Origin of the sequence: Kitasatospora sp. NPDC058218, from assembly GCF_042882445.1 — a bacterium.
Lineage (GTDB): Bacteria > Actinomycetota > Actinomycetes > Streptomycetales > Streptomycetaceae > Kitasatospora.
In genome coordinates this window covers 1-12,979 of record NZ_JBHVWC010000015.1, presented here as the reverse complement: position 1 = coordinate 12,979, position 12,979 = coordinate 1, and the positions used below count along the sequence as shown (strand labels likewise).

Sequence of the window (12,979 nt, the reverse complement as noted above, 5' to 3'; positions counted from 1 at the left end):
CCGCCGCCCGCGCCGGCCCGGCGCGGACGGCGCCGGTCAGGCGCCCAGCACCCGCCGCAGGTAGTCGTTGCCGAAGACCCGCTGCGGGTCGACCTCGTCGCGCAGCGCGGTGAAGTCGGCGAAGTGCGGGTAGACCTCGGCGAGGTAGCCGGCGTCGCGGGTGTGCAGCTTGCCCCAGTGCGGGCGGCCCCGGTGGGCGGTCATCAGCTTCTCGACCTCGGTGAAGTAGCCCTGCTCGGCCGTGCCGCGGTAGAGGTGGACGGCGATGTAGGCGGTGTCCCGGCCGCTCGCGGTGGAGAGCCAGAGCTCGTCGGCGGGGGCGAACCGGACCTCGACCGGGAAGCTGATCCTCCAGTCGGAGCGCTCGATCATCGCCCTGAGCTCGCGCAGCACCTCGGCGAGCGCCGCGCGCGGCACCGCGTACTCCATCTCGATGAAGCGGACCTTGCGCGGGCTGGTGAACACCTTGTGGGCGGCATCGGTGTAGCTGCGGTCCGACCAGGCGCGGCTGGCCAGCGAGGCGATGGTCGGGACGCTGCGGGGGAAGTGCCGGCCGACCCGGCAGGCGCCCTCCCAGACCGTGTTGGAGAGGAAGTCGTCCTCCAGCCAGCCCTTGAACCGGGGCAGCGGGGCGGCCGGCCCCTGGCTGCGGTTGTTGCGCTTGGTGGAGCAGCGGTCGGTGTGCGGGAACCAGTAGAACTCGAAGTGCTCGTTCACCGCGGTGAGGTCGTCGAGCCGGTCGAGCACCTCGTCGAAGCGCATCGGCTGCTCGTGGGCGGTGAGCAGGAAGGCCGGTTCGACGGCGAGGGTCACCGCGGTGATCACACCGAGCGCGCCGAGGCCGAGCCGGGCGCCCGCGAAGAGCCCTGGGTCCTCGGTGGGCGAGCAGTGCCGGACGCTGCCGTCGGCGAGGACGATCTCCAGGGCCCGGATCTGGGCGGCGAGCGAGCCCGAGTCCCGGCCGGTGCCGTGGGTGCCGGTGCTGGTCGCGCCGGCCACGGTCTGCACCTCGATGTCGCCCATGTTGGTGAGCGAGAGTCCGGCCGCGGCCAGCAGGCGGTTGAGCCGGGCGAGCGGGAGGCCCGCCTCGACGGTGACCGTCCCGGCCTCGCGGTCGACGGAGCGGACGGCGGTCATCGCGTAGGGGCGGACCAGGACGCCGCCCTCGGCCGAGGCGATCGCGGTGAAGGAGTGGCCGGAGCCGACCGCCTTGACGGTGCGCCCCTGCTCCGCGGCCCGGGTGATCTCCTTGGCCAGTTCCTCCGCCGTGCCGGGCGTGACCACCTTGGCGGGGTGGGCGCTCTGGTTGCCGGCCCAGTTGGTCCAGCGGGTACGGGGTGCGGTACTGGCCTGGGGCATGCGGTGCCTCCTGCTCCGTGGCCGAACGTGTCGGCGCGCTCCGGGGCGGTGCGGCCGCCCCAGGTGTCCCTACCCGCGGGTAGGCCCCGCGAGTAGGGAGGAGAGTAGTCAGTTCACCGTTCGAGGTCTACGGTCCGGGCGGCCGGCTGCGCGGCCTCGGCGGCGGCCAGGCCCGTACGCAGCCGCCCCAGCCCGGTCAGTGCGGTGACCACCCCGAACGCCCCCGCGGTCAGCGGCACCCAGTAGCCGGCGGCCGCCCCGGCCGCGTCGACCACCCAGCCGCCGGTCGCGGACCCGGCTGCGACGCCGAGGGCCAGCCCGGTGGTCGTCCAGGTCATGCCCTCCGTCAGCAGCGCGGCCGGGACGAGCCGCTCGACCAGGGCCATCGCGGTGATCAGGGTGGGGGAGATGGCGACGCCGGCGACCAGCAGGGCGGCGCCGACCGCGACCAGCCCGCCGATCCCGCTCATCGATTCGGCGATCAGCAGCAGCGGCACCATGCTGACCGCCATGAACAGCACGCCGCCGACGAACCGGACGGCCATCGATCCGGTGAGCTTGAGGGTTCCGAACACCACCCCGGTCAGGCAGGAACCGAGCGCCCAGAGCGCCAGGATCACGCTGGAGACCGACTTGTGGCCCTGGGCGTCGGCGTAGGCGACGGTGACCACCTCCACTGAGCCGAAGATCGCACCGGTGGCGATGAAGGTCAGCACCAGCACGACCAGGCCGCCGTTGAGGATCGCGCTGCCGCCGGTGCGGGCGTGCGCCGGCTGGAGGGGCGGTTCGGTACGCCGCTGGGCGGTGAACAGCGAGACGCCGACGGCGAGGAAGACGCCGGCCAGCAGGAGGCCCGCCTCCGGGAAGACCGAGGTGGCGAGCCCGATGGCCAGGACCGGGCCGACGATGAAGCAGACCTCGTCGACCACGGCCTCGAAGGAGTAGGCGGTGTGCAGCTTCGGCGTCTCGTCGCGATAGAGGTGCGCCCAGCGCGCGCGGACCATGGCCCCGGTGCTCGGCATCACGCCCATGCCGATCGCGAAGACGAACAGCGTCCAGGTCGGGGCGTCGAAGTGGGCGCAGAGCAACAGCCCCGTCGCGGCGAGGATGGTCAGGCCGGCGGCCGGGAGGGCGACCCGGCGCTGTCCGTGGCGGTCCACCAGCCAGGCGACGAGCGGCCCCAGAACCGCCGCCGAGATCGCCAGCGAAGCCGACACCAGCCCCCCGATGCCGTACGAGCCTCTCAGCTCGGAGAGCATCGTGATGATGCCGATCCCTGTCATGGAGATCGGCAGGCGGGCTATGAACCCGGTGGACGAGAAGGCCAGACTGCCGGGGGCGGCGAATATCTGGCGGTAGCTGGACAGCACGGGAGCTCCGCGGGGGTAAGGAACGAGGCTGGACTACACAGCTTACGTACCTTGGCAAACAGTATTTTCCGGACACCCGGTGCGGCCCCGCCACCGTGCTCCGGCCCCTCAATGGCAGGATCGGTCGCATGTCCGACGTGCGCAATCCGTCCCCCTCCGGGGCCGCCCCCTATGACGCCCTGCTCCTGCTCTCCTTCGGCGGGCCCGAGGCCCCCGAGGACGTCGTCCCCTTCCTGGAGAACGTCACCAGGGGGCGCGGCATCCCGAAGGAGCGGCTCAAGGAGGTGGGCAAGCACTACTTCATGTTCGGCGGCGTGAGCCCGATCAACGAGCAGAACCGCGAGCTGCTGGCCGCGCTCCGCAAGGACTTCGCCGACCACGGGCTGGACCTCCCGGTCTACTGGGGCAACCGCAACTGGGCGCCCTACCTGACCGACGCCCTGCGCGAGCTCGCCGCCGACGGGCACCGCCGCGTCGCCGTCCTGGCCACCAGCGCCTACGCCGGCTACTCCGGCTGCCGGCAGTACCGGGAGAACCTCGCCGACGCGCTGGCCAGGCTGGCCGAGGAGGGGCTGCCGGAGCTGCGGGTCGACAAGCTCCGACACTTCTACAACCACCCCGGCTTCGTCGAGCCGATGATCGACGCCACCCTGGCCGCGCTGGCGCGGCTGCCCGAGGAGGTGCGGGCGGGCGCCCGGCTGGCGTTCACCACGCACTCCGTCCCGGACGCCATGGCGCAGACCTCCGGCGACCCGGACGATCCGGCCCGCGGCCGGCCCGGCGGCGCGTACGTCGCCCAGCACCTGGACGTCGCCCGGCTGATCGCGGCGGCCGTCGCTGAGCGGACCGGCGTCGCCGACCGGCCCTGGGAGCTGGTCTTCCAGAGCCGCAGCGGCGCCCCGCAGACCCCGTGGCTGGAACCCGACATCTGCGACCACCTGGAGGCGCAGCACGCGGACGGCGCGCCCGCCGTCGTGATGGTCCCGATCGGCTTCGTCTCCGACCACATGGAGGTCAAGTACGACCTGGACACCGAGGCGGTGGCCAAGGCCGCCGAACTCGGGCTGCCCGTCGCCCGCGCGGCCACCGTCGGTGCCGATCCCCGGTTCACCGCCGCCGTGCGGGAGCTGGTCCTGGAGCGGGCCGCCGCCGAGCGGGGCGCGCCGGTGACCCGCTGCGCCCTCGGCGCGCTCGGCCCCGGCCACGACGTGTGCGCGGTGGCCTGCTGCCCGAACCCGCGCGCCCCCCGCCCGGCCGCCGCCGAGCGCTGACCCCGCCCCGAGGAGATCCCGTGCCCAGCCCCGGACTGTCCGACGACCCCCGCGACGCCCTGCCCGCGGCCCCGTCCGACGCCCTGCTCGACGAACTGCTCGACGTCGCCCTGGACGCCGCCCGCCGGGCCGGTGCCCTGCTGCGCGACAAGCGGCCCGCCGACCTGGGCGTGGCGGGCACCAAGAGCAGCCCGGTCGACGTGGTCACCGAAATGGACCTCGCCTCCGAGAAGCTCGTCCTGGAACTGATCGGCACCCGCCGCCCGGACGACGGCTACCTCGGCGAGGAGGGGGCCGAGCGGCTCGGCACCAGCGGCGTCCGGTGGGTCGTCGACCCGCTCGACGGCACGGTCAACTACCTCTACGGACTGCCCTCCTGGGCCGTCAGCGTGGCCGCCGAGCTGGACGGCCGGGCGGTCGTCGGCGTGGTGTACGCCCCGGAGCGCGGTGAACTCTTCCACGCGGTGCTGGGGCGCGGCGCCCGGCTCGACGGCCGGCCGGTGACGGCCCGCCCGGCCCCGACGTGGGGGCAGGCGCTGATCGCCACCGGGTTCAACTACGTGCAGTCGGTGCGGGTCCGGCAGGCCGAGGTGCTGCTGGCGCTGATGCCGGAGGTCCGCGACGTCCGTCGGGGCGGGGCCGCCGCGGTGGACCTCTGCGACGTCGCGGCCGGGCGCCTGGACGGCTACTACGAGCGCGGGCTGGCCCCCTGGGACCGGGCGGCGGGCTGCCTGATCGCGACCGAGGCCGGCGCCCTGGTCGGCGGCCGCCCCGGTCGGGGGCCGGACGGCGAGCTGACCGTCGCGGCCGCGCCCGGCGTCTACGAGCCGCTCCAGGAGCGGCTGGCGCGACTGCGCGCCTGGGCCGACTGAAACACCGGTGGGCCGGGTTCCGTACGGAACCCGGCCCACCGGTGTTCGCGGCCCGGTGCCCGGAGGCGATCGCGCGAGAGCCTGTCCGGGCAGCGAAGAGCCCTGGCATACGGGGAGTGCCAGGGCTTGAGGTTTCGCACGGCCCCCGCAGGGCCGCTGGTGCCGGAGTCCGGCGTCGGGTCGGGCAGGTCGGGCGGATCAGGCAGCGGTGCGGTGGCGCTCCAGCACCGTGTCGACGCCGTGTTCGGCGGCGAGCCGGCGGAGGTCGTCCAGCTCGGACTGCTCCACCTCGGCGAGGAACTCGTCCCCGGCCTCGATCGCGCGGTGCAGGTCCTGCTCGGCGTTGGCTATGCGCTGCAGGATTCCGGCGGTGAAGGCGTCCATACGGGCCCCCTTACTGTGTCGGACGTGCACGTTCGTGCGTCCCCCGCCCCAGGATCGTGGTAGCCAGCGGAAGCGTCCGATCCGGTAGGTCGTGATCTCCGGACGGGCGCGGAGACGGCCCTCGGCCGCTCCCGGTGACGCCCCAGCCCCAGGGCCGGCGCGGATGATGAACGCACGGCGGGTGGGTGCGATCGGCCATCAGCCAGATCGCGGGTGTGCACCTGTCCTCCCCCGCCCCCGGGCGGGGAAACCTCTCCGGGCGAGAAAGTTGCCTGTGTCACAGTCCAAGCGGAGTGTTCCCGGCACGAATCGCGGGGGAGGCCGTCACCGGCGGCGGTGGCCGGGCACCCTCGCGGTCCTGCCTCCGGGGCAGCTTATCGCTGCTTTACCGCATGACCAGGCAGGATGGAGGCACCGTCGGAGCCGTGCGTCCGCTTCCGGGGCCGGCCTGGAGAAGGGACAACGACCGTGCGGGTTCTCGTCGTCGAGGACGAGCAGCTGCTCGCCGAGGCTGTCGCTACCGGCCTGCGCCGCGAGGCGATGGCCGTCGACGTGGTGTACGACGGGGAGGCCGCGCTCCAGCGCATCGCGGTCAACGACTACGACGTGGTCGTTCTCGACCGCGACCTGCCACTGGTCCACGGGGACGACGTCTGTCGCAGCGTGGTCGACCAGGGCCTGGCCACCCGGGTGATCATGCTGACCGCCTCCGGCGACATCAGCGACCGGGTCGAGGGCCTGGAGATCGGCGCGGACGACTACCTCCCCAAGCCGTTCGCTTTCAGCGAACTCGTCGCCCGCGTAAGGGCGCTGGGCCGCCGGGCGACCGTCCCGCTGCCGCCGGTCCTGGAGCGCGCCGGCATCTCGGTCGACCCCGGCCGCCGCGAGGTGATCCGCGACGGGCGGCCCGTCCAGCTCGCTCCCAAGGAGTTCGCCGTCCTGGAGGTGCTGATGCGGGCCGGCGGCGCCGTCGTCTCCGCCGAGCAGCTCCTGGAGAAGGCCTGGGACGAGCACACCGACCCGTTCACCAACGTCGTGCGCGTCACCGTGATGACGCTGCGCCGCAAGCTCGGCGACCCGCCGGTGATCGTCACCGTGCCGGGCTCCGGCTACCGGATCTGACCCGGGTCCGGCCGGATCCACGCGACCCCGCGGGCCCCGCGGGGCTCCGGCGGACCCCACCCACCACGCGCCCGCCCCGGCGGACGCGCCCCGAGAGGACGATCATGACCACCCCGCCCCCGGCCGGCGGGCCCTCCGGCGCGCCCGCCGGCGGCCCGCGCGCCGTGCCGCCCCGGTCCGTACCGCCGAAGCCCGTGGACCCGCCGCGCGAGCCCCGGCTGCACCACGCGTCGCACGACACCTACGTGCCCGGCGACGGGATGCTCGCCTGGCTGCCGTTCCGCCCGACCATCCGGATCCGCCTGACCCTGCTCTACGGCGGGATGTTCCTGATGGCCGGCGTCGTCCTGCTGCTGCTGATGTACTTCTTCGTCCGCCAGGCCCTGCACGACGTCCAGCCGCCGCCCTTCCTGTTCGGCAAGGACATCACCGTCAACGGCGTGCCGATGACCAGCGAGCAGTTCAACCAGTACCTCGCCAACCGGCACGACATCGCCTCCAACTCGGCGCTCAACACGTTGCTGCGCAAGGCCCTCACGGTGCTGGTCTGCCTCGCCGTGATCGCCTTCGCCGCCGGCTACGCGATGGCCGGCCGGGTGCTGCGCCCGCTCGGGCGGATCACCCGCACCGCCCGCGAGGTGGCCTCCTCCGACCTGCACCGGCGGATCGAGCTGGACGGGCCGGACGACGAGCTCAAGGAGCTCGCCGACACCTTCGACGACATGCTCGACCGGCTGGACCGCTCCTTCGACTCCCAGCGCCGCTTCGTCGCCAACGCCTCGCACGAGCTGCGCACCCCGCTGGCGATCAACCGGACCCTGCTGGAGGTCCAGCTCTCCGACCCCGGCGCCTCGCCCGACCTCCAGCAGCTCGGAAAGACCCTGCTGGCCACCAACGAGCGCAGCGAGCAGCTGGTGGAGGGCCTGCTGCTGCTCGCCCGCAGCGACAACGAACTCACCGACCGCCGTCCGGTGGAACTCTCCGAGGTCGCCACCCGGGCCCTGGTGCAGACCCGCGCCGAGGCCGATCGGCGCGAGGTCGACCTGCGCGCGACCCTGAACCCGGCCGTGGTCGCCGGCAACGGCGTGCTGCTGGAGCGGATCGCGCTCAACCTGCTGCAGAACGCCGTGCGCTACAACACCGCCGGCGGCTGGGTCGAGATCAGCACCGCGGAGGTGCCCGGCGGCGGCGAGCTGGTGGTGTCCAACACCGGCCCGGTGGTGCCCGGCTACGAGCTGGAGCACATCTTCGAACCGTTCCGCCGGGTCAAGGGCGCCGACCGCACCCGCAGCGACAAGGGGGTCGGGCTGGGCCTGTCCATCGTCCGCTCGGTGGTCCGGGCGCACGGAGGCACCATCGAGGCCACCCCGCGCTCCGGTGGCGGCCTCACCATGCGGGTCCGGATCCCGGGGGCCTGAGCACCCCCACAGGCCCCTCACGCCCCCGCCGCGCCGCTCGCACCGGCCGCGCTCCGTGCGCTGACCAACTCCGCCGCCCCCGCCAGGCCCGTCAAGACGACATAAGGCCTGGCGGGGGCGGCTTGTCATTTCCGGTCCGAGCAACTTACGGTGTCGTAAGTTACGCAACCGTAAGTGCGTCCCGACTTCGGTGTCCCCGACGTGCCCGCCCAACGCGCCCGCCCCGCGCGTGCCCGTCCCCCTGGAGCAAGACTCGTGACCATCGCCCCCGTGCAGCGCACCGCCCCGCTCGGTTCGAGCGCCTGGACCGACGCGCGGCTGATCATGGCCCTCGAAGAGGTGGTGGAGACCGAGCTCAACCGCCACCTGAAGGTCGCCAAGGACTGGATGCCGCACGAGTTCGTCCCGTGGAGCCAGGGCCGCGACTTCGACGGCGTGCTGGGCGGCGAGGCCTGGTCGGTGGAGCAGTCCCGGGTGACCCCGCTCGGCCGGGTGTCGCTGGTGGTCAACCTGCTGACCGAGGACAACCTCCCCAGCTACCACCACGAGATCGCGACCATGTTCGGCCGCGAGGGCGCCTGGGGCACCTGGGTGCACCGCTGGACGGCCGAGGAGGGCCGGCACGGCATAGCCATTCGCGACTACCTGCTCGCCACCCGGGCCGTCGACCCGAACGAGCTGGAGCGGGCTCGGATGAGCCACATGTCGGAGGGCTTCGAGTCCGACAACTCGCACAGCATGCTGCACTCGGTCGCCTACGTGGCCTTCCAGGAGCTGGCCACCCGGATCTCGCACCGCAACACCGGCCACTTCGCCGGCGACCCGCTCTGCGACCAGCTGCTCGCGAAGATCGCCAACGACGAGAACCTGCACATGGTCTTCTACCGGAACCTGCTGAAGGCCGCCCTGGAGATCGCCCCCGACCAGGCCATGCGCGCCATCGCCGACGTGGTCACCGACTTCCGGATGCCGGGCCACGGCATCCCCGGCTTCGAGCGGGCCGCCGCGCAGATCGCCATCGGCGGCGTCTACAACCTGCGCATCCACCACGACGACGTGCTGCAGCCGGTGCTGCGCCACCTCAAGGTCATGGAGGTCGGCGGGCTGGGCCCGGAGGGCCTGCGGGCCCAGGACGAGCTCGGCGCCTTCCTCGGTGGGCTGGACGCGCAGGCGACCAAGTTCGACGAGCGGCAGGCCGCGCTGCTGGCCCGCCGGGCCGCGCGGAAGGCCGCCCAGTAGGACCCGGACACGAACCGCAGGGCGCGCCGGGCGAGGGATCCGGCCGTTCCTGTTGGGTGGATTTTCCGTGGTTTGCCCCGGAAGATTCGGAACGTGAGCAAGGTCACACCGTGTCGCTCCGTGGGGTGGGGCGACCTCGGAGCGTGATCATGGTGAACGGTGCTTCGGTTGCAGTCCGTGATGAAGTTCGAGGCCGGAACCGTTCGCGCGGATTGACCGGGTCCCCTGGTGGGCAAGGGAACGGTCGAGTAACCGCAAGGCTTCCGATGACTGAGCGTGTCCGTCGAGCGGCCCCGATCGCAGGCCGGCGATGGCCCAGCGTGAGGCCTCCCGCGCCCGATCGGATCACCCCAACGGACCCCTGGCTGAGTGTCGATTGAGTAACAGGGCTTGAAGTAAGGCAAAATCTCCGCCTCGGGTCGGGCACAAGACCGACCCCCCATGCGTTACGTGCGCTGGAGATACCGCACACACCGCACAACCCGGAGGGGGAGAGCGAAAACATGGCAACTGACTACGACACCCCACGCAAGACCGATGACGACCTCAACGAGGACAGCATCGAGGAACTGAAGGCTCGGCGGAACGAGAAGAGCACCAGCTCCGTCGACGTCGACGAGTTCGATGCGGCGGAGGGCCTGGAGCTCCCCGGCGCCGACCTCTCGAACGAGGAGCTGTCGGTCCGGGTGCTGCCGCGCCAGGCCGACGAGTTCACCTGCATGAGCTGCTTCCTGGTCCACCACCGCAGCCAGCTGTACAGCGAGAAGAACGGCAACCCGATCTGCCGGGACTGCGGCGCCTGAGTATCAGGGCGGCCATGGGCCCGGGCCCGCGGAACCTCGCGGGACCGGCACACCGCCCCTTCCGGCCCCGGGCAGCGGGGCCGGACGGCAGTACCGGCGGCCGTCGAGGCGGACGCACCGGCAGTACTGCGTCGGCTCGTTCCGGCGCAGTACCGCGTACCGCGCGAAGTGGCAGCACCTCGTGCGGTACGGAGATATCTGGGACGGTCCCGCACTGCGGAACCGTCCCTCTCCGTTTTCCGCCCCCGTTGCCGGCGCAGTGCCGGAGCCGGGGGCCGCGCCGGGCTGCTCGCCGGCCCGCTCCGGACGTTCGTCCGGGCCGCCGCTCCGGCGACGGCCCGGTGGGATGGCCCGGGGCGACGGGCCGGGAGTCAGGCGCGGGCGCTGCGGCGGGCCTCGTCCAGGGCCTCGGCCAGCTTCATCGGCGAGCGGGTGGACAGATAGAGGTAGGGCGTCGGGTCGGCCGGGTCGCTGACCTCGACACGCAGCGCGGTCGGGACGTAGCTGCGCAGCAGCATGAAGGCGCGCGGATCGGCCTTCGGGCCGCGCCAGGCCACCGCCTCGGCGGGGCTGAGCGGGTGCGCGGCGCCGAGGGCGTCGACCGGGATACGGGCTTGGCCGGCCACCAGGGAGCCCTGCACCACGCGGATCCGGGCGGAGCCGTAGCTGCTGATCGCGGCCGCGCCGGCGGCGATGCCGACCACCAGCCCGACCAGCGCGCCCACCGCGCTGAGTCGCAGCAGGATCATCGCGAGCGTGAGCCCGATCGCGACCGGGAGCAACCACCAGGAGCGCGGCACGGTGAGGCGTTCGTCGTACATGCCCCCATTGTGGTCGCCGTTACGGGACGCCCGGGACGGCACCCCCGGGCCCAGACCGCCTACCGGTCGGTAGGGTTGGGCACCGTGACCGGTTCCGTAGCCCCAGCCTCCCCGTCCGCCCAGCCGGCGCCGACCGTGCCGCTGACGCCGACCACGCCCCCGCCGGGCGCCGTCCTGCCGCCGCGCGCCCCCCAGGCCCCGGCCCCGGGCACCCGGCTCGGCTCGCACTACGAGCACTGCTTCGGCTGCGGCCCGCAGCACCCCGGAGGCCTGCAGATCGACGCGGTGGCCGGCCAGGGGCTCGACGTCACCGCCGAGTTCACCGTCCGCTCCACCCACCAGGGCGGTCCCGGGCTCGCCCACGGCGGCCTGCTGACCACGGCGATGGACGAGACGCTCGGCACGCTGAACTGGCTGCTGCACGCCCCCGCCGTCACCGGCCGGCTGGAGACCGACTTCCTCTGCCCGGTACCGGTCGACTCCGTGCTGCACCTGCGCGCCTGGATCACCGGAGTGCACGGCCGGAAGATCTACAGCGCCGGCGAGGCGCGGATCGGTGGGCCCGCCGGCCCGGTCGCCGTCCGCGCCCAGGCACTCTTCATCCAGGTGAAGCTGGAACACTTCACCAAGAACGGTCGTCCCGAGGACATCGGGAAGGTCCTCGACGACCCGGATCTGATGAAGCGCGCCCGAGCCTTTGAGGTGAACCCTTGAGCAGTACCCCCCGCCCGCCGGTAGATGTCCTGATCAGGCGAATCGACACCGAGCTGCCGCTGCCCGCGTACGCGCAGCCCGGCGACGCGGGTGCCGACCTGCGGACCACCGTCGACGCCGAGTTGGCCCCCGGCGAGCGGGTCGTCCTGCCCACCGGCGTCGCCATCGCGCTGCCGGACGGCTACGCGGCGTTCGTCCACCCCCGCTCCGGGCTCGCAGCTCGTTGCGGAGTTGCTCTGGTGAACGCCCCAGGGACGGTCGATGCCGGGTACCGTGGAGAGATCAAGGTGATCGTCGTCAACTTGGACCCGCGCGAAGCCGTCAGCTTCCGCCGAGGGGACCGGATCGCCCAGCTGGTGATCCAGCAGGTCGAGAAGGCCCGCTTCCACGAGGTGGCCGAACTGCCCGGGTCGGCACGAGCCGAGGGCGGGTTCGGGTCGACCGGCGGCCACGCCGCGGTCTAGGCTGCCCGCGGCCTCGCAGGAAGCCGAGCAGGTATTCGCATCGGTCTTGGACCGGGAAGGACAGTGACCGTGTTCCGTCGTCGCCAGAAGAGCGAGGACGCTGTCGAGCAGCTCGCCGACGACGCCATCAGCGCCGACGAGACGGCCGATGACGTCGAAGGTTCCGCCGAGAGCGAGAACGTGACCGAGCTGGACCCGGCGGAGCGGGTCGGCCTGCCGCCGGCGCCGCGTCCGGACGGTCCGTGGGACCACTCCGAGCTGGAGCAGCCGGAGGAAGGCCGGGTCGACCTCGGGGGCCTGCTGGTCCCCGGTGTCGAGGGCATGGAACTGCGCGTCGAGGTGGCCGGGGACGCGATCGTGGCCGCGACGCTGGTCCTCGGCAACAGCGCCATCCAGCTGCAGGCCTTCGCGGCTCCCAAGTCCGAGGGCATCTGGGGTGAGGTCCGCGAGGAGATCGCCAACGGCATCACCTCGCAGGGCGGCCTCATCGAGGAGGAGGAGGGCCCGCTCGGCTGGCACCTCCGGGCCCAGGTCCCCGTGCAGCTGCCGGACGGCACGCAGGGCGTCCAGTTGGTGCGCTTCGTCGGTTGCGACGGGCCGCGCTGGTTCCTGCGCGGTGTGATCTCGGGCCAGGCCGCGGTGCAGCCGGAGATGGCCGGGATCCTGGAGCAGGTCTTCCAGCAGACGGTCGTCGTCCGTGGCGAGAGCCCGATGGCGCCGCGCGACCCGATCGTGCTGAAGCTCCCCGAGGACGCGCAGATGGTGGCCGACGGTGGCGGGGCAGCCGCCGCTGCCGGCGAGGGCGACAGCAGCCGCTTCGGCGGCGCCGCGCTCGACCCGTTCGCCCGCGGCCCGGAGATCACCGAGGTCCGCTGAGCAGGCCGACCGCTCTTCGATCGCCCCCGCCCGGATCCCCTGGCGGGGGCGATTTGCATGTGGCGGGCCGGTCCCCGTACAGTTCCGGAGTCGCACCGAGAGGGGCGGCGGAATGCGAATCCGATGAATGAAACTCCGGAAAACGGAGCGGAAAACATCTGATAAGCTTCAAACACGAAAGAACGAAGCGCCCGGAGGGCCCGCTGGAAGGCGGTCCGAAGGAAGTGTCCGTTCCTTGAGAACTCAACAGCGTGCCAAAAGTCAAC

General features: G+C 72.7%; 13 protein-coding genes. 9 read left to right on the top strand and 4 right to left on the bottom strand.

What is annotated here, in order from left to right; all coding sequences use genetic code 11:
* Nucleotides 1-36: 36 nt before the first annotated feature.
* Nucleotides 37-1,359: a D-arabinono-1,4-lactone oxidase gene (locus ACFVYI_RS11745; RefSeq protein ID WP_387883717.1), complete on the bottom strand. Its 1,323-nt coding sequence runs from the start codon at nucleotides 1,357-1,359 to the stop codon at nucleotides 37-39.
* A gap of 113 nt (nucleotides 1,360-1,472) precedes the next feature.
* Entirely contained in the window at nucleotides 1,473-2,729 is a 1,257-nt protein-coding gene (locus ACFVYI_RS11740; RefSeq protein WP_387883715.1) for an MFS transporter, read from the bottom strand.
* Nucleotides 2,730-2,857: 128 nt separating this feature from the next.
* Between ACFVYI_RS11740 and ACFVYI_RS11735 the strand changes: the two genes are divergently transcribed.
* Nucleotides 2,858-4,000 carry a ferrochelatase gene (locus tag ACFVYI_RS11735; RefSeq protein WP_387883712.1) on the top strand — a complete coding sequence of 381 codons (1,143 nt, stop codon included), beginning with the start codon at nucleotides 2,858-2,860 and terminating at the stop codon, nucleotides 3,998-4,000.
* Nucleotides 4,001-4,035: 35 nt separating this feature from the next.
* Nucleotides 4,036-4,872: an inositol monophosphatase family protein gene (locus tag ACFVYI_RS11730; RefSeq protein WP_387883928.1), complete on the top strand. Its 837-nt coding sequence runs from the start codon at nucleotides 4,036-4,038 to the stop codon at nucleotides 4,870-4,872.
* Between the two features lie 198 nt (nucleotides 4,873-5,070).
* Here ACFVYI_RS11730 and ACFVYI_RS11725 read toward each other — a convergent pair whose 3' ends face one another.
* A complete protein-coding gene (locus tag ACFVYI_RS11725; RefSeq protein WP_030301315.1) occupies nucleotides 5,071-5,256 on the bottom strand; it encodes a hypothetical protein in 186 nt (61 codons plus the stop codon).
* A 468-nt stretch (nucleotides 5,257-5,724) separates the two neighbouring features.
* Here ACFVYI_RS11725 and ACFVYI_RS11720 point away from each other — a divergent pair, with 468 nt between their 5' ends.
* The 4 genes from ACFVYI_RS11720 (at nucleotide 5,725) to ACFVYI_RS11705 (ending at nucleotide 9,838) form a co-directional block, all read left to right on the top strand.
* A complete protein-coding gene (locus ACFVYI_RS11720) occupies nucleotides 5,725-6,378 on the top strand; it encodes a response regulator transcription factor (protein ID WP_329489897.1) in 654 nt (217 codons plus the stop codon).
* Nucleotides 6,379-6,482: 104 nt separating this feature from the next.
* Nucleotides 6,483-7,796, top strand: coding sequence for a sensor histidine kinase (locus ACFVYI_RS11715; protein ID WP_387883710.1), 1,314 nt, complete (start codon nucleotides 6,483-6,485; stop codon nucleotides 7,794-7,796).
* A gap of 255 nt (nucleotides 7,797-8,051) precedes the next feature.
* Nucleotides 8,052-9,035, top strand: coding sequence for an acyl-ACP desaturase (locus tag ACFVYI_RS11710; RefSeq protein WP_387883707.1), 984 nt, complete (start codon nucleotides 8,052-8,054; stop codon nucleotides 9,033-9,035).
* Nucleotides 9,036-9,538: 503 nt separating this feature from the next.
* On the top strand, nucleotides 9,539-9,838 hold the full coding sequence (locus ACFVYI_RS11705) for a DUF4193 domain-containing protein (protein ID WP_280668631.1): 300 nt from the start codon (nucleotides 9,539-9,541) through the stop codon (nucleotides 9,836-9,838).
* Between the two features lie 371 nt (nucleotides 9,839-10,209).
* Here the strand turns inward: ACFVYI_RS11705 and ACFVYI_RS11700 are convergent, their stop codons facing one another.
* Nucleotides 10,210-10,659 (bottom strand): DUF3093 domain-containing protein, encoded by a 450-nt coding sequence (locus ACFVYI_RS11700; RefSeq protein ID WP_387883704.1) that lies wholly within the window; start codon nucleotides 10,657-10,659, stop codon nucleotides 10,210-10,212.
* Between the two features lie 135 nt (nucleotides 10,660-10,794).
* On the opposite strand from ACFVYI_RS11700, the gene ACFVYI_RS11695 reads away from it, so the two are divergent.
* From ACFVYI_RS11695 to ACFVYI_RS11685, 3 genes are all read left to right on the top strand, one after another.
* Nucleotides 10,795-11,373: a PaaI family thioesterase gene (locus ACFVYI_RS11695; protein WP_387883926.1), complete on the top strand. Its 579-nt coding sequence runs from the start codon at nucleotides 10,795-10,797 to the stop codon at nucleotides 11,371-11,373.
* The gene (dut, locus tag ACFVYI_RS11690; protein ID WP_387883701.1) at nucleotides 11,370-11,837 is read left to right on the top strand and encodes a dUTP diphosphatase; all 468 of its coding nucleotides are present in this window, start codon (nucleotides 11,370-11,372) and stop codon (nucleotides 11,835-11,837) included. The genes ACFVYI_RS11695 and dut overlap by 4 nt, the downstream gene beginning before the upstream one ends.
* Nucleotides 11,838-11,906: 69 nt before the next feature.
* A complete protein-coding gene (locus ACFVYI_RS11685; protein ID WP_387883699.1) occupies nucleotides 11,907-12,713 on the top strand; it encodes a DUF3710 domain-containing protein in 807 nt (268 codons plus the stop codon).
* Nucleotides 12,714-12,979: the final 266 nt, after the last annotated feature.